Source organism: Chitinophaga sp. S165, assembly GCF_003182155.1.
In the GTDB taxonomy this organism is placed as follows: Bacteria; Bacteroidota; Bacteroidia; order Chitinophagales; family Chitinophagaceae; genus Chitinophaga.
The window spans coordinates 1,242,046-1,267,779 of the sequence record NZ_QGTG01000002.1 but is presented as its reverse complement, the minus strand read 5'-3'; the positions used below and the strand labels follow the sequence as shown (position 1 = coordinate 1,267,779).

Sequence of the window (25,734 nt, the reverse complement as noted above, 5' to 3'; positions counted from 1 at the left end):
TATCTAACTTAACCGAATAGCGGTTTGGCACAATACAGATCGCTTGTTTACTCAATGGCTGCAAGATGCCTTCAGTCATTTTTTTAAATAATGCAGTGCCACACATCCCGATTTGAAAACTAACGTATCAACCAACTTTAAATCCAGCTTTTCCTGAAGGCTGCCGGCATCCAGCAATTGTCTTCCTTTCCCCACAATTACCGGATGGACCACTAGATGAAATTCATCAATAAGGCCTGCCGCTATCAATTCAGGAAGCATACTCACACTGTCTACCGAAATTTTTTTCCCGGGTTGTTGTTTCAGTTTAAGGAGTTCTTCTGCAGGGTTGCCACGAACAATCCGCGTATTTTCTGCTGCACTGTCTAATGATCGCGAAACAACAACTTTATCGATAGCCGTCAACCTTTGTCCAAATCTAATTTCGTCTTCTGTGCCGGATCGATTTTTCGCTACATCGGCCCAATAAGGAAACATTAACTGATACATGACACGACCGAAAAAAATAAGGTCGACATCATTCATCAATCTTGTGAAATAGTCATGAAGCCCTTCATCGGGAGCGAAAGCAGTGTGATCACAACAGCCATCTAAACTAATATTCATAGCAAATGTTACACTTCTCATTTTATTGGCCTTGTTTTAATTTAAATATAAGTCAAAAATAAGAACTCACATTAAATGGCATACGGTGGATCTGCGACAAAAAAGAGGGCATTTGTGCCAAAGTTGGCGTTGAAAAAACTTTTAAATTGAGACTATTGATTTTAAACTAAACGGAGGTAAAGAAATGTCAAAAAGCAAATTACTGAGAATGGATAACCTCCTCATCGTTGTCAACGGCCTCGAAGCCACGAAAGCCTTCTTTCTAGAGCTCGGATTTGAGTTCGAAGGTGAAACAATTCTTACCAAATGGTAATTGCAGTTATGTGATGAATGCTCACTTTTGTAGCATATCAAAATCATCATGGATAACAAAAACGTATTACTAACAGGTGTAACAGGATTCCTGGGCTCTCATACAGCAATAGCGCTACTGGAAAGGGGCTATAAAGTAACAGGAACGCTGCGCAACAAAGAAAGGATTGGTCCTATCACAAAAATCATCGGAAGACATACCACTAAGGTGCAGAACCTGGAACTTGTAGAAGCAGATTTAAATGACGAATTCGTTTGGAAGGAACTTACAAGAGATAAAGATTATGTTCAACACATTGCTTCTCCATTTCCAAGAAAGTTGCCTAAGAACGAAGAGGAACTGATTGCTCCGGCAAAATCAGGAACGTTAAATATTCTACATGCTTCTTTGCAAAATAAAGTAAAGCGGGTTGTCATGACCTCTTCCGTCGCGGCAGTCGCTTATGGAAAGACCAAAGATGACTTAAAAAAAGTATTTAATGAGAGCGTATGGACGGATGAACAAAATAAACAGGATAGCACGCCTTACTATAGAAGCAAGACAATTGCCGAAAAAGCTGCCTGGCAACTTATAAATCAAACGGGGTCAGAATTGGAATTAACCACTGTCTTACCAGGAGCCATATTAGGCCCCGTTTTAGAAGATGATTTCGGAACCTCGGCGAATATAATTATCAAGATCCTGGATGGAAGTTCACCCGCATTACCCAAAATCGGTTTTGATATCATAGATGTCCGTTCTGTCGCTGATTTGCTGATCCGGGCGATGGAAATGCCACAAGCAGCTAATCAACGATACATTGCATCATCAGGTTATCTTACCTTTAAAGACATCGCAATGATCTTGAAGGAGCACTATCCTCACCGGAAAATTCCTACGTCCCAACTTTCGAATTATCTGGTTCGCTTATTCTCTAACTTTGATACTTCTTTAAAACCTATCTTGCTCGATCTTGGGATCAAGAGAAATCTGGATATAACTAAAGCGGCAAAAGAACTCCAATGGCATCCCAGATCTGCACAGGAAGCTGTACTATCGTGTGCAGAGAGCGTGATTAAAAAAGGAATTGTTAAGTAATATGAACAAACTGCAATCTGCATTAGGCTTCGGCGGCGTTCTTACACAAGAAGACATTAGCCGGGCCCTCGCTCATTTTAAATATAAAAAGCTCCAACCGGGAGACTATTTTCATCCAATCAATAAAATCGCAAATGAAATAGCTTTTGTAGAACAGGGAGTACTTAGAGTATATGCATGTGACGATTCAGGAAACGAAATCACTAAATATTTTATTAAGGAAAACCAGTTTGGCGTTGACCTGGTAAGCTATCATGCATCTAAACCCTCTAAAGATGCATTTCAGGCAGCAATCACTTCAGAAATTTATGTCATTCACAAGTCGGTGATTGAAAAGCTATGCGAGGAAATCCCTAATTTTTATATCTTTCTAAAAAGTGCGACAGAAGTCCAACTACTAAATAAAATTAAGGATAATGATTTTTTGAATTTTGGAGACGCAAAAACAAAATACCTTGAGTTCGTTAACCGTTACCCAACATTAGCACAGCAAGTTCCTCAACAGTATATTGCATCTTATTTGAAAATTACCCCTCAATCGTTAAGCAGAATCAGGAAAAGCTTATTGAAGAATTAAAGACATTACTTAAAGCGTTCTGGTTCTTATACCCTTTGCATTCATAACGACATTAAAATGAACCCAATGATAACAAAAACTGAGCAAACGGATTTTGATACTATTTATGAAATAATAAACGACGCTGCTTTAGCTTATAAAGGGATTATCCCGGAGGACAGATGGCATGAGCCGTACATGACAAAAGATGAATTGCAGGAACAAATTAAAGACGGTGTTCTATTCTGGAAATATAGCGAGGACAATACAGTGTTAGGGGTGATGGGAATCCAGTTTAAAGGACCAGTTACTTTAATTCGACATGCTTATGTCAGAACACTCCAAAGAAATAAGGGTGTCGGAGGTGACCTGCTCAGCCATTTACGTACAGTCGCCACAACGCCTATTTTGATCGGAACATGGAAAGACGCCTCCTGGGCAATCAGGTTTTATCAAAAGCACGGCTTTCGCCTATTGCCGGAAGAGGAGAAGAATGATTTATTGAAGAAATATTGGGTAATACCTAGCCGTCAAATAGAAACTTCAGTTGTATTGGCGAGTGAAAATTGGGCGGACGGATTGTCAACAGGCGACTGATACAAATTATATGCGAGAGGATTCATAAAAGTAAAAGCCTTCAAATCATTCAAACTTGAAGGCTTCTACTTTTACGGCAGCTATTCAAGACCTGCTATAAAAAAAATCTCTAAGCTCTTTCGCAAATACATCAGGAACATCCAGCGCTGCAAAATGACTCCCTTTTTCAATAATATTAAACCGCTGCGCATTTACTTTCCTATTGACCCATTCTATCGGAAAAGGTGCTTCTCCCGGGAACAGTGATACACCGGTAGGAACTTCAACCTTTGCGTCCGATTTAAGCCCAGTTGTCCACGCAGCTCTACTTTCTTCAGCATATGTCCGGACAGTGGTATTAATAGTTTGTGTAACCCAGTATATCATGATATTGGTGATCAGCTCATCCTTGGTGAAGTGATCATCAAGATTATCCGGTTTGCCTGACCAACCATGAAACTTCTCCACGATCCATGAGGCTAATCCTACAGGGGAATCATTTAAGCCATAGCCCAATGTTTGAGGCTTGGTAGCCTGAATAAGGTTAAAAGCACCTTCAGCAAAAAACCATTGTTGAATAAAGCTACCAAACTCCTGTTCCGGGGCTGACATCGTTGCCCAATCTTCCCTTCCGTTCGGATAGCCGACATCTGTTATATGAATAGCGGTAACCAGTGAAGGGTATTGATTTGCCAACGACTTGCTGATGGTCGAGCCAATATCTCCTCCGGCAGCAAAGAATGACTGGTAACCTAAAACTTCTGTCATTAGCTTCGCCCATAAACTTGCTGTTTTATCACTGCTCTGAGGAACCTTATCAGAAAATCCAAATCCAGGTATTGAAGGGATTACGAGGTCAAAAGCCTGCGCTGCGTCACCTCCGTAACTAGCCGGATCAGTAAGCATTGGGATTACTTTATGGAATCTGTAGAAGCTATCGGGCCAACCATGTGTTAAGATCAATGGCTTAGCATTTTCAGATTTACCTTTAACATATATGAAATGAACAGTAATACCGTCTATTGTTGTCTTGAACTGGGGAAACTTATTCAGCGCTGCTTCCTGCGCTCTCCAATCATACTTATTCTGCCAATGATCTACCAGTTCGCGCAAATAGGCAGGGTTCGTTCCATAATTCCAGCCGGCATTTTCTGGTTCATCCGTCCAGCGTGTTTGCTGTAATCTTGTTGACAGATCGTTTAATACTTCCTGTGGTATTGCTATTTTAAAAGGTGTCATTTCAGCCATTTTGTTTTGTTTATACAAAGGTACCTTCCCGTATCCCGGCCGCATTGTAAAAAATTTACCTACTCAGAAGGAGGTCGTAAGATCATATCCGCAACCAGTTGATTATCTTCTACTTCCATTTGCGACAGTAGATATTCTGTTGGCTTGATACCGGTAAACTGTGAAAACTCTTTGATAAAATGAGCCTGATCAAAATAATCATAGTCATTTACAATAGCCATCCAGTCAGTTTTCCCCTTAAGGGCCTGGATGTCCCTGATCACATTTTGAAATCTATGGAGCCTTTGCAGGTATTTGGGAGAAAAGCCGGTGTGTTGTTTTACGACCTGTATAACATGCCTCTGCGAGTAACCGGATTTCTTTATCAGCCAGTCGATCGGTTTTCCAATGTTTTTATCAACAAATCTGGTCAGCGAATCTTCAAACCGTTGATCCCTGATGCATTGCAGGAAATAGCTTTCAATATGCACGAATAGCTGCCCCACATCATTTGTATTAATAAGCTTTTCATACAAATGTTTGAAGGAATTACCCAACAGCAACTCAGCCTCCACACAAACCTGATGTATTGCTGTTATAGGGATCTTTGTCAGTGCATAGAAACCGCCCGTTGTAAAGCGTATACTGAGAATAGATGATACTGTTTGATTCTGATATAAGATAGCCTGTCTTTGCGTTCCTGATATCCATGCATTTTTCATAGTAACCTTCTCCTTCAGATCGGTATCAAGAAATGCAGTATTAATCGTTTTCTCCTGTAGTTCAATCACCAGATTAATACCTTTATCAGGAAGTTCCTTAATATATGGGATGTCCGGCGTCGAACCACTAACATACACGATATGCTGAATGTAATCAGACAGGGGAAGGCACGGTATATGTTTATGGAATATCATAGAAATTACGGATGGTCTCTGCCAATAAATTTTCCTTTCCCTAATAAGAAATCAATTGCCTTTGCCACATTATTATCAACACTCTGCTCCGATTTAAGAAAGGATATATATCGTACGATCTCCTTTCTCAAAGATGGGCTTAAACCGTCGAAAACAACTTTAGCTTCCATATTCTTTTCAAGTGCCTCCACCAATTTGGGATGTGGAGTGATTGTCCTATCGGCAGGGTCAAACGAAATCGTCACATCAATGGTCTCACCGATCCTTTCGGGAGAATTTTTAAGCATAGTGGTATTGATGTATAAACGCCAGAAATCGCTATATTTTACTAATGTTTGTGTGTAAGGCTTATTGTTGATCATTCCGCTAACCGGAATTGCACCTTTACTTTTCCCTGCCTGTTTAAAGATTTCTGCCAGAATTTCTTCAGGGATGAAAACGAAAGGGTTAATTCCGATAATTGCAATGTCAGCTTTAAATTTGAACATAATTCAACGGATAGACTTTTCGGGTCACTTTGATCACTAAATATAATTAATTTCATCCACTAAAGCCCATACAGTTACTTCTGCTGATAACAAACCAGACAACCCGGATCCTTATTTTTTCACCTAATACTTACACATGCGATTCCTTATCTCTTTCCTTTTGCTTCTCCCGCTGTTCAATGATGCTGCTGCTCAAACAAAAGCCGACAGTATCAGCCCAATCTTTCCAAAGGTTGTCATTATCAACAACAAACAAGAGGTATTACTGGCCTTCGACAATAACAGGAAAGCTTATGAATTGCCCAGTATCGGATTTATAGAAGGTCCAATATCAATCAGGGAATATATGAACCGTACCGCAACAGAAATAGGCATTACTTATAAATCTTTCCGCTTAGCCGGTATGTTTACCTACATTTACCCCAATAGGTACAGGACGTTTATCAGACCATATTTCGTCATGCAAATGGAGGCTTATGCCAATGCACAGGGCTTCAGTGATTCCTCCTATAAATGGTTTTCCCCGGTAGATGCTGTGAAAGCTATTCCGTACCCCGCATCTGCTCAAATCCTACAAAAGATAATTGCCCAGCCGGGATATGTTTGGGCCGCAACCTTCGAGGAATATGGCTATACTAATCCAGTCGACCCTACGAAGATCAAGTTCAGCGTATTGGAAGAGTTCTATAAGTTGAACGAAATGCCATAAGATATGACCTTCAACCAGTAGCGAAAATGCCCATTTATCTGCCTATTTTAAAAAAATTCCGCTTTGCGTAAAAGATTTTCCCGATTATTAAAAGCCTTATTTCTCCAAGTGCCGGACTTTTGCGGAAATTTCATATCCACTGACTATGAGGCACTTTCTACAAATACTCCTCTTATTGCTACCTGTATGCTGCTTTGCACTTGACGAGAATGATTTTGGTACCATTAAAGGTAAAGTAACAACTAACGATAACCGCCCTGCATCCGCGGTATCCATTGTGATAAAAGATGCAAAAAAGACCACACTTACCAATGAAGACGGCACATTTACCATCGCACACGTTCCGGCAGGTAGCCATCTGCTGGAGGTATCGCTGGTTGGTTATGCGCCCCTGCAACAGGAAGTAAATGTCGAAAAGGGTAAAGCTACAGAGATAGTCCTGCAATTGCAGGTATCCAGTACCCAACTGAAGGAGATCTCTGTTATCTCTAACCAGAATAAGTTCAGCCGCAGGGAAAGTGAGCAGATCGCCCGCCTTCCTATTAAAAATCTGGAAAACCCACAGGTATACCAGATAGCGGGCAAAGAGCTGATAGAAGAACAGGTGATCACGGAAAGAACAGACCTCTACCGTAATATCCCCGGTGCCGTACCAAACTTTGCAGCAGGAGGCTCACAGGGTATGACCATTCGCGGTTTTTCAAACTCTATGGGTATGCGTAACGGTATGGTCACCAGCGCCATCGTTCCGCTGAACCCGATCATCCTGGAAAGAGTAGAAGTGATCAAAGGCCCTTCAGGTACCTTATTCGGAAGCAACCGTAACGTGACATTTGGCGGCGTATTTAATTATGTGACCAAAAGACCTTACGACGCGTTCGGTGGTGAAGTCAGCGTTACAGGTGGCAGCTTCCAGTTTGGCCGTGTAACCGCCGATGTGAATGCTCCCCTCAATAAAGAAAGAACGCTCCTGTTCCGCCTGAACGCCGGCGCACAAACGGAAGGTTCTTTCCAGGACCAGGGTTACGCTAAAAACTATACCATCGCTCCAACTATCACCTATCAGCTTACCGACCGTCTGAAACTCACATTGGATGTAGAGCTGACCAGGGCGTCTTATACTACTACCTCATTTGCCATAGACTCTCTGAGCAAAGTAACTGCCCGCAGCTTTAAAGACCTGCCGATCCTCTACGACCGTTCTTATATTAACAACAGCGTAGATGTTTCCAACGGCATCAACAATATCCAGGCGCAGGCAGAGTATAAGATTTCCGATACCTGGACTTCCCAGACCAATTATCTGTATTCCGAAGGCTTTTATAAACACCTGTACTGGACGACATTGTCACTCGTAAGTGATTCCATGATGGCCCGTACAGTAAGGAATCAAACACCTGAGACTTTTGGTAACATCCAGCTGCAACAGAACTTCATAGGCGATTTCTACATCGGTTCTTTCAGGAACAGGGTGGTAATAGGACTGGATTACAACTATAACTACAACCAGCTGTATCGTGCTGCCGTTGCATACGATAAAGTAAATATCAATAGTCCATTACCTGACATCAGTGCTGAGAAAATTGACGCCCTTTCATATCAGAAAGGGTTTGTTGGTACTACTTCCAAAGCTTACAATTACAGCGCTTATATTTCCGATGTATTTAATATCACTCCTTCCCTGATGGCGATGCTGAGCTTACGTGCTGACCGTTATACTACGGATGGTACTTATGCCATTGCTACCGGTAAATACACAGGAAAATATAGCCAGAACTCATTATCACCTAAATTCGGACTTGTATACCAGGTCGTGAAAGAAAAGGTATCGATATTCGGTAACTATATGAACGGGTTCGTAAACCTCGCTCCTGCAACACAACCTGATAACACCATTCTCGAGTTAAAACCACAATATGGTAACCAGTGGGAAGGTGGTGTGAAAGTAGATATCATAGACGGAAAACTGAGCGGTAGTGCGAGCTATTATGATATTGCTGTAACTAATTCAACACGTACTGAAGTAGTAGATGGTAAGACATTCACCCGCCAGGATGGTACTCAACACAGCAAAGGATATGAGGCAGACATCACCGCCAGCCCTGTACCTGGTTTAAATATCATCGCAGGTTACGCGCACAATGAAAACAAATATACCAATGCGAGCCCTGCCCTGCAAGGCAAGTATGTAACAGCCAGCCCGAAAGATGTAGCCAACATATGGGTTAGTTACCATCTTACACGCGGTAACGCAAAAGGCCTTGGTTTTGGCGCAGGCGCTAACTATATCAGTGATTCATGGTTTGAGGCGACCAATACTTTTGTACTGCCTAGCTATACATTGGTTAATGCAACAGTTTTCTACGATCAGCCTAAGTTCAGATTATCTGTGAAAGCAAATAACCTGTTGAATGAGCAATATTGGAATCCGGTTGGCTCACCACAAAAACAACTGAACTTCCTGGGTAGCATTGCCTTCAAATTCTAACCACAATATTCAAGATAACAATAAAACGGCCGGACATGTGTCCGGCCGTTTTCAATTCTGTACCTGCAGCATATTATTTTGCTGCATTGCCGTATAGTCCAACTTCCCGTTGGGCGTCAACGCAAAGTCATCTACCTTCTGCACTTTAAACGCTGTTGGATGTAACCCTAGTTTCTTAACAAGGAGCGACCTTATATCATTATCATCCAACGCTGCCTGCTTGTGAAATACCAACAGATGTTTGTCCTCAATACCTACACAGGCAAAAGTTTCTCCCTGCATTTCCTGCTTCAGGATAGTTTCAACTTCATCGAGGTTGATACGCGTACCAAACAACTTAACAAATCGCTTCAAACGGCCTGTAATGTAGTAATACCCGTCAGCGTCACGGCTGGCTACATCACCAGTGTGTAACATCGGCAGATACTCAAATGTAGCCAGATCAGCAGCTGATGTAGCATACCCTCCAAATACATTAGGCCCGCTATATAACAGTTCATTTGTATCGGGCGCCAATGTGAATTGTCCTCCCTTAACAGGCATGCCAATAGAACCCGTCTTCTTCAGCAGGTCATGCGGAGGCATGTAAGCCATACGGGCAGTAGCTTCGGTCTGTCCGTACATCACAAAGAACTGTTTATTCCGGTCAGTCATATACTCTCCGAAGGACTTTATGAGTGATGCATTCAGCTTTCCACCAGCCTGCGTCATGTATCGCAGAGAGGCATATTCTTTGCGGCAAAACCCAATGCGGTGCAGCATTTCATAAACATATGGCACACCTGCAATAGAGGTATAACCATACCGCTCCATATCTTCCCAGAACTCCTTCTGCACCACGTCACGGTTACCACATACGATCTGCCCTCCAGCTATGCTATTGGTAGTAAACACAGATAATCCATAAGAATAGAATACCGGCAGATTCAACGGAGTAACATCACTGTTGTTGACAGGCAGATAATCAAGGATGGACAGCGCATTCTGTACCAGGTTATCCTCCGACAGCTTTACAAACTTAGGTGAGCCGGTAGTGCCTGATGTACTAAGCAATACTTTTATATCCGGATGTATGTCATTCCTTATTCCCTTCCTATGACGAAAGAGCTTACTCTTTTGCAGGTCAAAATCAGGTATCTCATCCCTCGTTACATCATAAATGTAATAAGGGCTATATACTTGCTCTAACTGCTGTTTATACTCGATATTCAACTTTGGACTTAACAACGCCAGGGTCAATTTACTATTAAGACAATTTAATAACACCTTTATGGATGCTATGGAATTATCCAGATACAAAAATGCCAATGCCTGCTTGTCAGTAATATCCAGGGTATCATTTAAATCATGTAGCGCATAACGCTCTCCCGTAATAGCATCCAGGTACTGCAGACGTTCATTCCGGGCAATCAATCCATATAAACTCATATATTGACATTATGCTTTCTGAGAGTTTCCTTTACCTTTTCCACGCTGCTCATTTCCAGCACTTCATCTGTATCAATGGTAATATTAAAGGCCGCTTCCAGCTCTGTTATGAGATAAATATGCGATACTGAGTCCCATTCCGGAATACTCTGATAACTGAGATCATCTGTCACCTCATTTGCAGGTATGGACAATGCAGCTGCGATAATATCCTGTAGTGTTTGAGTTGTGTTCATAAGACAATATTTTTAATTCAGATCTTTACTTTTTTCCATTTGCCGCTACGAAAGACAATAAGGCAGGCAACGGCCAATACAATTTCAGATGCCAGAATAGCAATGAATATACCCTGCGATCCCCAGTTGGAATGTATTCCTAAGAACCATGCAAGGGGGAGTTGTGTTACATAAAACATCAGCACATACATTAACGTCACCACATTGACGGAACCCGCCGCATTGAGAGAACGGGAGATCACCATGGTATATCCGAAGAAAAAGTATGCGATGGACATGTAACGGAGATAGAGGGCCGCATTCTCCGCAACTACCTGCTCATGGGTAAAAATGCGCACAAGGCTTTCACCCGACACCAGCAGGAATATTGCGATACTACCCAGGAAACACATATTGAACGTGCCTGTTTTCCATACCGATTGCTCCGCTCTTTCCGGCTGTCCTGCGCCCAGGTTCTGTCCTGTCAATACCCCGGCAGCATTAGCAATGCCCCATGCAGGCAATACGGTGAACATAATGATACGGTTTGCTACAATATAACCTGCCAGCACGCTCTCACCCAGTTTAGCCACAATAATGATCATCAGGAAGCGGCTGGAAGAGGGGATCAGGTATTGTACTGTACCGGAAGCCGCCAGCTTGCATAAGCGCTTAATGATGGACGGCACCAACATTAGTTGCTGTCGGCCGATCGTGATCATCTTTTCCACTTTTGCAAAATACCAGCACTGATATCCTACACCAACAAGATTCGCTATGGTGGTAGCCATTGCTGCACCTAATAATCCGAAGGCAGGCACAGGCCCTACACCAAAGATCAACACGGCACATAGTATGGCATTCACCGCATTGGATAATAACAACGTGCGCATTGCCATGGCAGCATTACCTGCCCCCCTGAATATACCATTCAACAAAACCCGCATAACGACCAGCAGAATGCAACCGAACATGATACGAGAGAACAGATCACCTTCCCGGACCAATTCAGCCGAAGCGCCCGCCAAATGCAGGATGCTCCTGTTAAAACTGACCGACAGAATGCTGAACAGTACAGAGATCGTTACTCCCAGATAGATCGCCTGCATAGCAGCAAGGCCCGCAGTCCGTGGTTTCTTCTCTCCAACACGCCTGGATATAATAGCAGTAGCTGCAATACTAAGCCCCATTGCCACAGAGTGAAAAATGATGATCACAGAATTAACGATCCCCACAATTGTGATAGCCCTTTCCCCCAGACTGCTCACAAAGAGAAGGTCTACCATCACAAATAAAGACTCCATCGCCAGTTCCAGCATAGAAGGTACTGACAATAAAAAGGTAGCCCGATTGACACTACCCGAGGTAAAGTCCTTCTCCTTACCGGCAATAGCACTTTTAAACAGATTTAATATAGAACGGGCTCTCAGCAGCGCGGCATTCATTCGTAATAATGGTTTAACGTTAGAGGATAGCTAGATCAGTAGCCTTTTCTTTTACATTTACAACGCCAAAGTCCTGGTATGCGATCCGCTGTTCGATCTTATATACTTCCCTGCCGGCAACAGCATTGATGATATGCGAATTACGGTATGCACCCATCCCAAGATCGGGCGTCACAAACCCATGCGTATGCAATTCTGCATTCTGCACAAAGACTTCGTTGTTATGAATGTCTATTGTATAGTTACGGTGCACATCCATCAGATTGTCTGACGTGCGGCGGATGCGTTCCTCAATACCACTGATAACAGCAGGCTCGTTGTACTTATAACCTGTTGCCAGTACCACGGAATTAGTATCTAATGAGAAATGCCGTTGTTGCTGTATATGATTAAAATGCAAAGTATATGAAAGCACACCAGTAGCCGATGTTATATCAGTGAGCTCACTATTAGTATTCAACTGAACATTCAGCTTCTTTCCTCCTACACTCATTTCATACATAGTATCAAAGATCTCATTGATAAGATCGTAGTTGATCCCTTTAAAGAGCGTATTCTGGGCAGACAGGACCTTTCTGCGGCGCTCGGGTGGCATCTCATAGAAATAATCAACATACTCCGGAGAGGTCAGCTCCAATGTCAGCTTGGAATATTCCATTGGGAAAAATCTGTCAGCCCGTGTAAACCAGTTAAGCTGCAAGCCATGTTTTGTTTCCGGTAACAGGTCATAAAATATTTCAGCAGCGCTCTGACCAGAGCCGATGATAGTCAGGTTTCCCTTTTCCAGTATCTCTGCTTTGTTGGGAAGATATGCAGAGGTATGTATTACACCAGGCAGCTGTTCCCTGTTCACAAAAGACGGCAGATAAGGCTGCGTACCAGTTCCAAGCACCAGCTTTTCCGCATACCAGGTAGTTACATCACCTGTCTTTGTATGTTGCACTGTTACTTCATACAAACCATCTTTATATGCAAGACGGGACACTTTCTGAGAGAATCGGCACGATGTTAATTGCGTTATCACCCACTGACAATAAAGATTATACTCTTTACGCAGCATATAGAAATCCTCTCTGATAAAGAACGGATATAAACGATCTGTTTGTTTCAGGAAGTTAAGAAAGCTAAACTTGCTGGTAGGGTCGGCCATTGTTACCAGGTCGGTACCCATGAAAGGCGTTTGCAGCGTTGCAGTAGGCAACATCAAACCAGGATGCCAGTCGAAACCATCTGCCTGATCAAAAAATACAGCGCTGACATCTTCTACCGGATGCAGTAATGCGGCAAGCCCTAGATTAAACGGCCCTATACCGATACCAATGATATTATATACCTGAGAATGTTTCATGTGTTGTTTGTTTAATTGTTGGAATAGCCGTTTGTACAGATAGGTCCCGGTTCTCCGGAAACTTCGCCCAATACCATTCGCGATAACAGAAATTGAGATTGGCCTTTTTGTGCGGCAGTTCTATCACCTTCTCCACACGGAAGCCGACATGTGCTTTGTTCATGAGTGCTGCCAAAGATTCAACAGATCCTTCACCAACCATTTTACCCACTTCAGATTGAGCGAATACCCAGTCCAGCATACATTGTGTAGACGGCGATGAAAACTTCAGTTTAGGATCTACAGGAGCGATAAACTGATGGGTGCCATAATCTGTAGGTAAAGCATCATAGTAGTCCGCTAACATATCACGCACTACCCAATACACTTCAAAGTTGTAACTGGGTGTGCCATTGATCTCTCCGATGTAACTGTGCGACCAATTGCCGGATAGCATAGTGCGGTAATACAATTCCAGCTCACGCAATGGCCAGTCCATTTTCCAGATCTTCTTTGCATGCTCGCGGTTAAACCACTCATGCACCATTTCCAGATCACGGTCTATGTCAAATGGCCGTATGCTGACAGTGATATCTTCTTTCGGAAAATAACGGCTATACACCGGCCCTTTTCCTTCAGGCTGGATCAGTGCTGAAGAAAAGAACACCTTGTGCAATGGATTAGGGTACGGACGTGTTACTTTATCTTTTCCCAACAGAAAGGATAACAACTCATTAGGAACTGAAAGTTTATTGCTGTTTAATAAAAGATGATCACCTAATGATTGTTCACACCTTCTATAGACAGAGCTCAGTAGTTCCGTTTCATCTGCCCCTTGCCGGTAGCCCAGATGCGCCACCATAGGCAACAAATGCTGCACCAGCCATTGCTCCGGTTCCGGCTTACCACTAACATCCGTGAATGCCAGTAAAGTGTTAAATGCCTCTATACTGCCTCCTTCCATCTGCGGTGAACATGGAAAAGAAGAGAGCTTATCCAGCGCCTGTTGCAAGCGTATGTCAGGATACGTTTGTTGCAGATGATCAGCTATTATTACAAGCAATCTTGCTGCATCGATCGTGTTTATCCGATCGTCAGAACACGTTCTCTCCAGTGCCGGAAAATCAAATACGTGATAGCCGCTTTCAGAAAAGTAGCGCAGCGGAACAAAGACTTCTATACCATTAGCACTGAAGTCCAGCCGTAAATGTAACTGATGGCCTGTAGCAGAGAAGTGCGCCGCAACAACTGCATCGTATTTTGGAATGCCCTCATAACAGCTCCAGTTGGAGAATCCCCTGCAATAACTGTTGATGATGGCAGTCAGAATATGTGTATTCATTCGTTATTGTTTTACCTGTGACAGCCAGTGACGTATTTCCTGAACAGCCAGTTGCACGCGCAGCCGGCCAAACAGCTTTCCTTGTTCAGGCGTTGCAGGACAGGGATCTCCGGATACACCCGCTGCATCTAATGGGCCATTTCCCAGATGCGTAGTATCTCCTGCCGCCAGGTAAGCTGTACGCACGGCAGCCGGCAATACAGCCCATGTTTCTGCCGTATCCCACAGGCCTCCATGACCGCCAGGTACATGCCCCTCACTGGCAATGCCTGTCTCTATTTCCGCTCTGGCTTTCGCATATCCATCACTCGAAAAGAAAACACGTACGCCCTTTTTGCTTAACGCGCTATCCAATCTTGCAGCCAGCTTCTTTAAAGGACGCTGACTATTAAAGTGATCGCTCATCAAAACGATATATCGGAACCCGGATGCTGCCATGCTTTGCACCAGTTGCTCATTCACGTCAGAGAATGTCTGATCGGTCAGTGAGATCGTACCGGGATACTGCTCCAGCACCGGACTATTAGGCGCAAAAGGAAGCACAGGTGCAACAAGCGTATTCCCCAGACTATCCGCTATCTGCGTTGCATACCGGTATACACGATAATTGTGTTTACCTAAAGCCAGGTGAGGGCCGGAAGCTTCTGTACCTCCGCTGAAAATGAGCACTGTATTAGCTCCGGCAGCAACACGCGTGGCCAGTTCCCGGGAGGTCATTGCCTCTATAAGCACCTGCTCTTGTGTTTGCGCCAATAAACGGATACATACAAAAAAGAGGAGACAACCAATGCCAGCTATCTTTTTCATGCCGTTGCCATTTTAGTAAAAAACGCGGCAGGCCTGAAAGCAGCTATGGGATTTTCCACGATGCCTATAGATGGCACATCAAACGGATTAGCCCTGTTCCGCAATTGACGATTGTTGCTGATCTGTAAACGATTCAGTGCATCAGGACTGATCTCCTTCACAAACAGGTCAAACTGCCGGAACTTCTGTTCCAGCTGCGGATGCCTTTGTCTGTAGTCCAGCACTACCTGCGCTACCAGCTCCCAGAAACGCTTCTCAGGATAATCCATATGCTCCTCAAGAATAGCAGCTATAAACCTGAAAATGCCATCAAATATCTGCGTGAACAATGGCAGGGTCCTTACCTCGTCAGGTACGATCACACGTAAGCGATTAGCCACTTCCGGTAAGCGAACATCTTCACTTAGCACCGACACTTCCTCTCCGATATCCTTCATGATGGTACGTACCGGTACATGATCTTCCAGTACGAGTATGATATTCTCTCCATGTGGCATAAAGACCATATCATGCTGGTAAAAACAGTGCAGCAAAGGGCTCATGTAAACATGGATATATTGCTTCAGCCATTCGTCCGGGTCCAGTCCGGACAGGTTAATCAGAGCGGGCAGTAAAGCTTCTCCCTCTGTATCGATATGCAGCAATGCTGCCATCGTCATGATACGTTGGCCGTCTTTTATTTTAGATATTGGGCTTTCCCTCCATAATGCCGCCAGCATCTTCTTGTAAGGGTTGTCTGTCTTCGTAGCCTGCTCATAATACTGGTTTGAATAACCAGTAGAGGCGATCTCACGAAGTGTACAGAACCCCGTTTCCTGCAGGTAAGCATCCTGTGCTACCAGTGTATTTACCCATTCGTTGATGCCTGGTGTAGTACGCATGAAATAAGGCGACAGCCCACGTACATACCCCATATTCAAAATAGAAAGAGCCGTTTTAACATAGTACTTCTCCGGATGATCAACATTGAAGAACGTACGGATAGATTGCTGTGGCAGGTATTGGTCCTTTCCATATCCCAGCAACACCAGTTTATTTGCCGCTACATCAGGTGCGAAGATGTTAGCCAGTTTGTTATACCATTGCCATGGATGTACCGGCATATAGATATAATCCGCAGGCTGCAACCCTTTGCTTTTAAGCGTTGCGTCAAAATCATCTGCAAGCTCACCCAGCTCTTGTTGCCGTACCTGCTGGTACTCAAGCGGAGCAATGCTGGTGAACTCTGTACAGCTGCGGTGTCCTGCCAGCCATAACAAACTCATAGGCCTTGCTGCCTCCGGCGCATAAATGCGATAATCACCTGCATCAAATCCGACCCTGCCATTATTGGCAATAAAGCGGGGATGCCCTGTCATGGCATGTTCTATTTCCTGGTAACGGGCTCCTGCCAGATATGTTGAAGATGGTCCGCCCTGAACATGCATATATGCACTACCGTATAAAGTAGCCGCTACTTCTTCCATATACACAGGCAGCAGGGCGGGGTCCATTTTCAGTTGTTCACTGAACTCCACGATGAATGCCAACGCATCCAGCGTAGCGGCTTGTCCGTTTACAAACTTCTCAATTGATTTCGTCAGGATGTACCAATGGTTAAGGCGTAATATTTTAGCGCGGAACCGGTATTCTATATTAGGTTGATCTGCTGTAAGTACATAACATACCCATCCCTGTTTTACATGCCGGTAGGATGGCTGTATGATCTGCTCGTGGGCATATTCCGCAATCATTTTACGGATGTGCAGGCGATTCACCCGCGCCCATATATCCGGTTGCAGGTGAGCGACTGCTTCCCGGGGAGTAATTGTGTTAAACATGTAAGTATCTTTAAATAATTAAATAACCGGCACCTGTCTGTGCTTAAAGGCCGCCAATGGATTCTTAAACGTACCTGCAAACTGCTGGCTCTTAAAAGGGTTATTAGGCTCTATCATCCGCTGGTTATTACGGATCTGCAGCCTGTTCAGACAGGTCTTGATGATCTCATCTGCAAAAAGATCACTGCGTTTGAACTTATCCTCCAGTTCAGGATGCAATTGCTGGTATCGCTGAATACACTCAGCAGCTAATGCCCAGAATTGTTCCTCAGGATAATCCGCATGTTCTACCAGTATGTGCGATACGAACCGGAAGAAGCAATCGAATATCTGGGTGAAGATGGAGAGTATCTTCAACTCCTCAGGCACCGGTATAACAATACGTTTTACGTTCTCAGGCAGATCCAGTTCGCTGTTCACTACAGCCACTTCTTCCGCAATATCTTTCATGATAGCTTTTACCGGCACGTTGTTCTCCAGTATGAGTATCACGTTTTCACCATGTGGCATAAAACGCAGATCGTAATAATAGAAACAATGTAACAACGGACTCAGGTAACAATCCATATACTGCTGCAACCAGGTGGTTGTATCCAGGCCGGAAGCCTTGATCAATGCAGGCAGCATCGCCTGGCCATGTGCATCAACATGCAACAAGGCAGCCATCGTCATTAAACGTTGCCCCGGTTGAAGTTTATTGACCGGGCTTTCACGCCAGAGTGTCGCCAGCATCTTCTTATAGGCACTCTCACCCTTGATAGCTGTTTCGAAATAATGATTGGTATATCCCATAGTGGCCGCTTCCTTCAGCATTGTAAATCCCTTTTGCTGCAGGTATGCATCGCCTTCTATGATTGCGCTTACCCATTCGTTAATGCCAGGCGTAGTACGCATATAATATGGGGAAAGGCCACGCATAAAGCCCATATTAAGTATGGACAATGCCGACTTAACATAGAAGCGTTCCGGAGTCGTAACGTTGAACAAAGTTCGCACAGATTGCTGCGGCAGGTATTTATCTTGCCCATATCCAAGACAAACAAGATGATCAGCCGCTATATCAGGAGAGAAGATGCTGGCCAGTTTGTTATACCATTGCCACGGATGGATCGGCATCAGGTAATAGTCGTCCGGTTGCAATCCTTTGTCTCTTAGTACACCGTGGAACTCCGCTATAGTCACAGCATCCAGTTCCTGTTGTAAAACCTCTTCATATTTCAGCGTATCTATACCTGTAAACACCGTCCTGCTTTTATGGCCTGCAAGCCATATAACAGGGAAGGGGGTGGCCGCTTCAGGTGCATATTTACGATAATCAACCGTATCATAACCGATACGGCCATTATTAGCTACAAAACAAGGATGACCAGCCATCATAGCATGCTCTATATCCTGGTAATCGGCCTCCGTCAGTTCAGCAGCCGTAGTTGTATTATAGGTATGCATATAAGCACTGCCATAGAGCGTACTGATGATCTCTTCCAGATATGTTGGTAACAACACCGGGTCAAATCCAAGCTGTTCACTGAACTCCGTAATAAAGTGTACTGAATCCAATGGTGCAGGAACGCCGTTCACCAGCTTCTCAATAGACTCCGTATCAATGTGCCAGTGATCGAGGCTAAGCAACTTAGCGCGGAAACGATAATCAATTCCTTCAGCAGGAGATAAGTGGTAATATCCCCAGCCAGCTTCTGTCCCAGTTAATACTGGCGTAATAAGTAATTCATGTGCAAACTCTGCGATGATCTTACGCAGGTGCAGTCGGTTCACCTTCAGCCAGGTGGAGGGTTGCAGATGCGCTGCCGCTTCTACTGCTGATATATTATTAGATTGTTGATCCATAAAATCTGTTTTTATTGGCGCCAGGCAGCACCGGTTTCCTTGATGGTGTTGAGGATGAAACGCACGTCATCCATGGTCGTTAAGGGGTTCAGCATAGTAAATTTCAGATAGAAATTACTATTTACACGCGTACTTGCCACTAATACCAGTCCACTGTTGAACATCGTCTTCTTAATGTACTGGTTCAAGGCATCAAGATCAGTAGCATTATAATGTTCAGGTGCGTAACGGAACAGTATTACACCCATATCTGAGTAGCTCAGGAGCTCCAGCTCCGGGTCTATACCTATTACCTGTGCAGCTTTTTCAGCCGTTTCAATAATAGTTTCAGTGTAAGCGCCAAGTTTCTGTTTACCCATCAAACGTAATGTGAACCACAACTTAAGCGCATCAAAACGGCGGGTGCTCTGCATGATGGATTTATTGATCTGATTCAGATCGTCATAATCTTCGTCTTTAGGATTGAGATAATCCACATGCATGCGTAACAAACGCAGATATTGTTTATCCCTTACTATAAAGGCACTGCTGCTGATGGGTTGAAAGAATGATTTATGATAATCGATAGTAACGGAATGCGCCGTTTCTATTCCATTTAACAGATGACGGTATTTATCAGTGAGCAGCAGTCCGCATCCATATGCAGCATCTATATGAAACCACAACTTATACTTAGCTGCAATACGGCCGATAGCGGCAAGCGGGTCAAGGTTACCAAAGTCTGTCGTACCAGCCGTACCCACAATTGCGATAGGAATATTTCCCTGTTGTATCTCTCTGGCAATAGCTTCTTCCAGCAATACAGCATCCATACGGAAACGGTCATCGGTCTTTATTTCCACCAATGCCTGTTCACCCAATCCTAATAATGCGGCGCCTTTATGATTGCTGAAATGCGCCTTTTCAGAGATGAAAATTCGATACCGGGATGCATCAGCAGGTAAGCCCTGCTTTTTGATATTGTGACCACCATGTGTAATGGCATAATGATCTCTTGCCAGCAATAACCCCATCAGGTTACTCTGTGAGCCACCGGCTGTGAATACGCCATCAGCTACACTATCAAAACCTATCTCGCGTGCCGTCCAGTTGATCAGCTGTTGTTCCATCAGTGTTCCGCCTGCACTCTGGTCCCAGGTATCCTGAGAGGAATTGATAGCGGCGATCAGCACTTCTGCAGCTACTGCCGGTATCACTACCGGGCAATTCAGATGCGCGATATAGGCAGGTAAATGAAACGCAGTAGCATGTTTTACATACAGCTCCTGCACTTCATTCAGGAGACTTTCATAATCCGCCAGCGGCGTATCAAAATCTACTTCGGCAAATGCCGCTTTCAGCGCTGCAGAAGATATTCCGCTGAAAGGCTGACGGTTCCTGTGCAGGAAATTGGTTACCAATTCACGCGCTCCGTCCATCGCCTTCTCATATTCAGCAACTGAGCCTTGATGAAAAATATCTTTATAGGTTTCCTTTACAGGCAATACAAGGTCCTGCAGTGGCTGTTCCCAGCCTGCAAATGCGGTAGTACTCATATGTGGATGCTATTTTTCCGGGTTTAATTAAAGGTTTGCAAGGTGAGAGCTATATAACTTACCGTAGTGCTCTTCCATGATGAGATAAGGATTTTCGGGGTGGGTCACTTCACGGATGTTAATCAGACTTGTCTTACTCATCATACGCAACATAAGACGGCGTTCACATTTCACCAGCTGACCGTTTTCTTCTTTGAAGCCGGCAAGGAATGCATTACGCCCATGCGCACATAGATGATTGTTCACAAAGATCAGATCTCCTGACTCCGGAATGAAATCATTATATATCAGTTCACGGGCCTCTTCCCAAAAGCGTTTCAGATTATGTAATGCCTCAGGGTCCTGATTGGCGTCTTCATTGTATATCTGTTCTGCCGCATCAAAACGCATAAAAGGAGCCGATCTGCTGCCATATAAGACGGAAGTACGGGTATCGTCTCCTATTGCTTCGTCTGACGCGTAATTGGCATCTTTCGGGCATTTATAGATAGGTTTGAAAAGCTCTTGTAATATGGCATCTGGCCTGCCATGAGAGCGGATGGAATACAAAGAAGAAGGTACCCGTTCTTCATTGCGCAGAAAAAGGAAACTCAGGAAATCTGCTGCATTGTGCAGGAAAGCATCTTCTGTATGTACAAACAGATCAATACGCGAGCCTGATCCCGTTTGTGTGTAGCTCATATTCTCATCAGGAATAATGGCATGCATTAATCCTCCGCCTTTTCTCTGAGCAAAATACTCAACAGGTTTCGATGGTACGGCTCCGTGTAACAGTGATGAAATGAAGCCATACTCCATAATTTTTTCATAGTCGGTTTCCTGCCAGGAACGCGGCGTGGGGCCTAATTCATCCTGGCCTATTTCTACTAAGCCGCGCAATACGACAGCACCGTAATGCTGATCTGAAAAGTCTGTCCCGAAATTACTAAGCACCTTTGCGATACGCTCTGGTAGCAGTGTAAACGCATTTAAGTGAAGCATCGAGATGAAATCGGGATTGTCATAACTCTTATACTTTCGTTTGAGTTTCTTCCCGATATAAGTTATTTCCAGTTTCTCTTCTTCCGTGATATCTACTATCATGGGTTGTAAAGGCGGTTCAGCAGTAAAATGCTTTAAGCGCATAGGCTCCTGAACTCCAGGGCTAATTGTGGGTGTTACGTCTAAGGGTTTCATTCAATAAATTTTTACGTCAATGTTGAGGGCCGAAAATTTAATAAATAAGGTTTTCCAATACGTTGTTACTTATAACAACATGCAAGAAAGTCTTCTAATGTTAAAATGCTTATCGGATTAACTAAGCGTCACAAATTTGCATCATCTCGGTTGAGTGAGACGATCAAAAGCGGAAAACATTTTACGCAATAAGGAAATTACATCTGGTGGCGGTTTTCAGGGTAACAATATTATTTTTTGGATTTAAACAGCTAAAACGGAATATTACAAATATTACTTTTTCGCATGACTATTTTAAAAAGTTTAATGGGGTAACTACTTATACAATAATACATCTTTTTTTCAATCTCTGCAATGCAAATAAAAGATAAAAGTTTTAACATTGATAATCACTGCTCCTGGTACGGTCGTTATTTATTTTCGGCTAATTATAACTTTTAACTGTTCTTAGGCATCATTATATCAGCCGCATTTACAGTATACGTAAGGTCAGGATAAACAAAGTTCATGTCCCTGTTCTCTTCCCCGCGAAGCTTGTAAAACTCAGCCTCCTGTTCCTTATTCGCTAATTCCAGTAGTTTCCCATTGGAGAAATAAGGCAAATTGTTCTCAAACCGGATATATGTTTTCGATGTACGGAATGTAATGCCCAGCCATCTATTATCTGATGCTGATTGTTTCGGATTTGGAGCAGCATCCAATACAATTTTATGCAGGAATTTTGTATTGGTTGTTAACGAAAACAACATTACGGAATTATGCGTTAATGAATGTTCAGACTCCTCATCACTCTCTTTATTTTTTATCTTCAGTTTTCTTATATGTTGTTCGGAAAGTTCATCTGGTCTTTCATAGCATGAGAAGAGTCCTATATATGAATCATTATCAAGATCCAGGTTTTGATCTGAATGATAATTCATTTTATAATAGTTAGCGTCATAGACCTCTATTAGGGCATTATTAAAATGCTGTGCAGGTATCCCATCCTGGTTATTCCCTCTGATAGTATCATTAATACGTTCAACAAGCAGATGGTGAATCGCAGCAAAATTATTGGCCGGTATATTATACTTTGTAGTAGTTCTTACAATCGGTATACCATTATCTTCCACGTTTACCAGGTGATTACCGATCCTGCCTTTCGCGATTGGCTCAAAGTCTGTTGCACGCAATAACTCATCGAATAAGTTTGTCTTTAAGTCAAGTGTGATCTTATGAAATTCCGCACTACTCATCATATCTTTATCAAAAGTCTATATTAAAATATTGGTTTCTCATAATCACCGGCATTCATACTGAAATGAATCTTCCCGTACTCAACCATCTTTTCTGTTCTATTTTCCTCATAGTAAAAACTCCTTAGCTCTTCCTGTGTTTCCGGTGTCATCTTCTCCAGCTTGAAGAAACTGCCATTCTCCTTAATGTAAGCCTGATCATTCATATACTGCGCCTCCATATTAGAACAACGCACTACATAGCCCATCCTTGTCGGAATCTTATCTGCATTCAGCATAGATGGCCTGATCTCATGCGTGTATAATCTGTTTGTAGAAAGCGGGATCATAAACACCGAATTGGGATATAGCGTGACACTGAATTCCTTTTCCAACGATTCATCATCAACTGTATTCTTCAATTTAAAATGAAGCCTTGTGAAACCACTAACTTCTTTATAACACCTGTCATATCTATCTGTCAGTGACAGCTTCAATTGCTCCGCATTCGCGTTATCATAAAAGGTGCAAAAGACAATAAGTCCTTCTTTCGGCATATCCTTCGTTTTATCAGAATGCGCTTTTATTCTCGACTTCACCTCCTTCTCTGTACTCTCATCTTTCATTCTGTTCTCATAGATCTGTGCCAACACATGATTCAGGTCCGTTTTATATTCAAAAACATATCTGACTGCATCATTCAAAGCATCAATGATCTCATGATCAGTGGTCCGGAAATTATCAGTTGGCCCGGTTAAATTACTTGAACATCTTAAAAGACGATAATGCAGTACTTCATTTCCATCTTCATTTTCCTCTTTCTCAACTTTGGTTAAGTATATGCCTTTTCTAAAAGCTTTAGATGGCTTATTGGACTCGGTTAATTCCTGAAATGCGTGCTCGGATTTAATCTTACCGAAGTAATCATTGCCAGTAAATAATCTTCTGAAATATACACCGGCATTGCTGATGATAATGGGAACTTCACCGAGTGTGATAAGGCGGGCATCAGGTTTATTATAATTCTCGTAATTATTGGATAGTTCTTTAATAATGTACAAAGGGCCAACATCTTCTTTGATTCCGGAGATGTCTCCACATACATAAATTCTTCTGTCGCCCGTATTGTTCTGAATTTCAGAAAAGCTATTTACTACCTTCCCGCAGAACTTGTCGATCAAATAGCGGGCTTCTGAATTTATCTCTTTTTCTTCCTGCAAAACAACAAGCACATTTCTCTCTTTAGAAATGCTATTTTCCATTTGTGCGGTATTCATAGGTATCAGGTTTTTAATCTTCGGATGATTAAAATTAGTATTTTAGAGGTATAATTCAGTTAACGTATAGTGATTTCTGTTGTACTGCTATTTATGTTCTGTTAACAGGAAAGGAAGTCCGATAAAGTTAGACCGATCTTAATACCAGGTACCAGACAATCTACTGAAGCTTCCATTTCTTATACTATTTTATCATCCCCATCACCATATCAAGTCCACCTCAAGTCCACCTTAACTCCACATATACAGCATGCTTACTTCTCTACTACAGCGGCTTTTCGTCATATAAGTGCTTATTTTACACCACTATGTTAAAATAACACCATCCGGATCAATCCTTACAAACCCTGCCAGCCTTTTTAAGAACCAAACCTGTATCCCTTCCCAAAACCACACGAACTATTTTTTTATCATATGAATATTTTGTTCGTATATTTGCACCGCACTAGAAAACTTAGTACACAACATTATAACCCTGGGACAATTTAAAACTCAGTAATACCCTTAAATATTCAATTATCAATATCCCTTTGACTATGAAAGCTAGAAAAATTGGCTTTGTAATGGCTATGTTTGCCATTCTCTCTCTAACCACTGTGCGTGTGTCTGCACAGGATGCAAAAAAGAAAGTAGCTGTAGTAACTTTCTTCGTTAGCAAACAAATCGGATTAGGCGATGGTAACGCGCAGCTGGCGTCCAGAGTGACCGACCTCGCTGACAATCCTAATTTCAACCTGCAACCAGTACTGGAAACGTTCTATTCCAATTTCTTCAACGGTTTCGCTAAGAAATTCCCTTTTGAACTGATGCCGGAAGATTACGTTATCAAAAACGAAACATACAAGGCTTACGACACCAGCTCTTCTGGTATCGTAGTTTTGATGTCTGGCCGTGAACTTAATCCTCCAGGTTACAAAACTATATACCCAGGTGGTTTTCTGCAGAAAAGCGAAAACCGTAACCAGAACAAATTGCTGGAAGTATTCCCTGAATCTGACGGTGTAATGTTTGTTTGGATGGATTATGAATTCGTTCCTAAGAAAGGTTTCGCCGGTATGGGTACCTGTGGTATGAAAGCAACTATTCACCTGACGCTGTATAACAAAGAAGCGAAGAAAGTATTCAGCATTTCTGAATACGCTACTTCCAAGAAACAAGTTGCAATGGTGGGCGGTATCCCGGTAACATCATTCGACAAAGTACTGCCGCTGTGTGAAGATGCTTCTCAGAGACTGATAGGCGAACTGGAAGAAAAATTAGATAAGATCACCCGTAAGGTTGATTCTAAATTATAATTCTTTACTTAATAGAAAAGCGGCTACTCAATATATCGAGTAGCCGCTTTT

Annotated in this window: 23 protein-coding genes; 7 read left to right on the top strand and 16 right to left on the bottom strand. The window is 43.0% G+C overall.

Going from position 1 to position 25,734, the window contains the following annotated elements; translation table 11 throughout:
• Window positions 1–75: 75 nt before the first annotated feature.
• The gene (locus tag C7475_RS13400; protein ID WP_110053843.1) at window positions 76–627 is read right to left on the bottom strand and encodes a dihydrofolate reductase family protein; all 552 of its coding nucleotides are present in this window, start codon (window positions 625–627) and stop codon (window positions 76–78) included.
• A 163-nt stretch (window positions 628–790) separates the two neighbouring features.
• On the opposite strand from C7475_RS13400, the gene C7475_RS33420 reads away from it, so the two are divergent.
• The 4 genes from C7475_RS33420 to C7475_RS13380 all read left to right on the top strand — a co-directional run bounded on the left by C7475_RS33420 (window position 791) and on the right by C7475_RS13380 (window position 3,149).
• Window positions 791–919: a hypothetical protein gene (locus C7475_RS33420; RefSeq protein ID WP_255412650.1), complete on the top strand. Its 129-nt coding sequence runs from the start codon at window positions 791–793 to the stop codon at window positions 917–919.
• A 48-nt stretch (window positions 920–967) separates the two neighbouring features.
• Window positions 968–1,996 carry an aldehyde reductase gene (locus C7475_RS13390; RefSeq protein ID WP_110053842.1) on the top strand — a complete coding sequence of 343 codons (1,029 nt, stop codon included), beginning with the start codon at window positions 968–970 and terminating at the stop codon, window positions 1,994–1,996.
• Window position 1,997: 1 nt separating this feature from the next.
• Window positions 1,998–2,573 carry a Crp/Fnr family transcriptional regulator gene (locus C7475_RS13385; protein WP_110053841.1) on the top strand — a complete coding sequence of 192 codons (576 nt, stop codon included), beginning with the start codon at window positions 1,998–2,000 and terminating at the stop codon, window positions 2,571–2,573.
• A gap of 66 nt (window positions 2,574–2,639) precedes the next feature.
• Window positions 2,640–3,149, top strand: coding sequence for a GNAT family N-acetyltransferase (locus C7475_RS13380; RefSeq protein WP_110053840.1), 510 nt, complete (start codon window positions 2,640–2,642; stop codon window positions 3,147–3,149).
• 84 nt (window positions 3,150–3,233) lie between these two features.
• Here the strand turns inward: C7475_RS13380 and C7475_RS13375 are convergent, their stop codons facing one another.
• The 3 genes from C7475_RS13375 to C7475_RS13365 are packed head-to-tail and all read right to left on the bottom strand — an operon-like array spanning window position 3,234 to window position 5,760.
• On the bottom strand, window positions 3,234–4,376 hold the full coding sequence (locus C7475_RS13375; protein WP_110054069.1) for an epoxide hydrolase family protein: 1,143 nt from the start codon (window positions 4,374–4,376) through the stop codon (window positions 3,234–3,236).
• Window positions 4,377–4,435: 59 nt separating this feature from the next.
• Entirely contained in the window at window positions 4,436–5,272 is an 837-nt protein-coding gene (locus tag C7475_RS13370; RefSeq protein ID WP_110053839.1) for a helix-turn-helix domain-containing protein, read from the bottom strand.
• Between the two features lie 5 nt (window positions 5,273–5,277).
• The gene (locus C7475_RS13365) at window positions 5,278–5,760 is read right to left on the bottom strand and encodes a YdeI/OmpD-associated family protein (RefSeq protein WP_110053838.1); all 483 of its coding nucleotides are present in this window, start codon (window positions 5,758–5,760) and stop codon (window positions 5,278–5,280) included.
• Between the two features lie 136 nt (window positions 5,761–5,896).
• Here C7475_RS13365 and C7475_RS13360 point away from each other — a divergent pair, with 136 nt between their 5' ends.
• Complete coding sequence (locus C7475_RS13360; RefSeq protein ID WP_110053837.1) at window positions 5,897–6,469, top strand: NUDIX hydrolase; 573 nt, start codon at window positions 5,897–5,899, stop codon at window positions 6,467–6,469.
• A 145-nt stretch (window positions 6,470–6,614) separates the two neighbouring features.
• A complete protein-coding gene (locus C7475_RS13355; protein ID WP_110053836.1) occupies window positions 6,615–8,957 on the top strand; it encodes a TonB-dependent receptor in 2,343 nt (780 codons plus the stop codon).
• A 51-nt stretch (window positions 8,958–9,008) separates the two neighbouring features.
• Here C7475_RS13355 and C7475_RS13350 read toward each other — a convergent pair whose 3' ends face one another.
• The 12 genes from C7475_RS13350 to C7475_RS13295 all read right to left on the bottom strand — a co-directional run bounded on the left by C7475_RS13350 (window position 9,009) and on the right by C7475_RS13295 (window position 24,388).
• Window positions 9,009–10,385 carry an AMP-binding protein gene (locus tag C7475_RS13350; RefSeq protein WP_110053835.1) on the bottom strand — a complete coding sequence of 459 codons (1,377 nt, stop codon included), beginning with the start codon at window positions 10,383–10,385 and terminating at the stop codon, window positions 9,009–9,011.
• Complete coding sequence (locus C7475_RS13345; protein ID WP_110053834.1) at window positions 10,382–10,621, bottom strand: acyl carrier protein; 240 nt, start codon at window positions 10,619–10,621, stop codon at window positions 10,382–10,384. Before C7475_RS13345 ends, C7475_RS13350 begins: the two co-directional genes overlap by 4 nt.
• Window positions 10,622–10,638: 17 nt before the next feature.
• Window positions 10,639–12,045, bottom strand: coding sequence for an MATE family efflux transporter (locus C7475_RS13340; protein WP_110053833.1), 1,407 nt, complete (start codon window positions 12,043–12,045; stop codon window positions 10,639–10,641).
• Between the two features lie 19 nt (window positions 12,046–12,064).
• Complete coding sequence (locus C7475_RS13335; RefSeq protein WP_110053832.1) at window positions 12,065–13,393, bottom strand: lysine N(6)-hydroxylase/L-ornithine N(5)-oxygenase family protein; 1,329 nt, start codon at window positions 13,391–13,393, stop codon at window positions 12,065–12,067.
• Window positions 13,371–14,714 (bottom strand): GNAT family N-acetyltransferase, encoded by a 1,344-nt coding sequence (locus C7475_RS13330; RefSeq protein WP_110053831.1) that lies wholly within the window; start codon window positions 14,712–14,714, stop codon window positions 13,371–13,373. Before C7475_RS13330 ends, C7475_RS13335 begins: the two co-directional genes overlap by 23 nt.
• Before the next feature lie 3 nt (window positions 14,715–14,717).
• Window positions 14,718–15,521, bottom strand: a complete 804-nt coding sequence (locus C7475_RS13325) for a creatininase family protein (RefSeq protein ID WP_110053830.1) — start codon at window positions 15,519–15,521, stop codon at window positions 14,718–14,720.
• Window positions 15,518–17,341, bottom strand: a complete 1,824-nt coding sequence (locus C7475_RS13320) for an IucA/IucC family siderophore biosynthesis protein (protein WP_110053829.1) — start codon at window positions 17,339–17,341, stop codon at window positions 15,518–15,520. The genes C7475_RS13325 and C7475_RS13320 overlap by 4 nt, the downstream gene beginning before the upstream one ends.
• An 18-nt stretch (window positions 17,342–17,359) precedes the next feature.
• Window positions 17,360–19,186, bottom strand: coding sequence for an IucA/IucC family siderophore biosynthesis protein (locus tag C7475_RS13315; protein ID WP_110053828.1), 1,827 nt, complete (start codon window positions 19,184–19,186; stop codon window positions 17,360–17,362).
• A gap of 11 nt (window positions 19,187–19,197) precedes the next feature.
• Window positions 19,198–20,721 (bottom strand): aspartate aminotransferase family protein, encoded by a 1,524-nt coding sequence (locus C7475_RS13310; RefSeq protein ID WP_110053827.1) that lies wholly within the window; start codon window positions 20,719–20,721, stop codon window positions 19,198–19,200.
• A 27-nt stretch (window positions 20,722–20,748) separates the two neighbouring features.
• Complete coding sequence (locus tag C7475_RS13305; protein ID WP_110053826.1) at window positions 20,749–21,897, bottom strand: taurine catabolism dioxygenase TauD; 1,149 nt, start codon at window positions 21,895–21,897, stop codon at window positions 20,749–20,751.
• 437 nt (window positions 21,898–22,334) lie between these two features.
• Window positions 22,335–23,135: an alpha-ketoglutarate-dependent dioxygenase AlkB gene (locus tag C7475_RS13300; RefSeq protein ID WP_199236217.1), complete on the bottom strand. Its 801-nt coding sequence runs from the start codon at window positions 23,133–23,135 to the stop codon at window positions 22,335–22,337.
• A 20-nt stretch (window positions 23,136–23,155) separates the two neighbouring features.
• Window positions 23,156–24,388: a hypothetical protein gene (locus C7475_RS13295; RefSeq protein WP_110053824.1), complete on the bottom strand. Its 1,233-nt coding sequence runs from the start codon at window positions 24,386–24,388 to the stop codon at window positions 23,156–23,158.
• Window positions 24,389–24,924: 536 nt separating this feature from the next.
• Between C7475_RS13295 and C7475_RS13290 the strand changes: the two genes are divergently transcribed.
• Complete coding sequence (locus C7475_RS13290) at window positions 24,925–25,683, top strand: hypothetical protein (protein ID WP_146217540.1); 759 nt, start codon at window positions 24,925–24,927, stop codon at window positions 25,681–25,683.
• The last annotated feature ends 51 nt before the right edge of the window (window positions 25,684–25,734 follow it).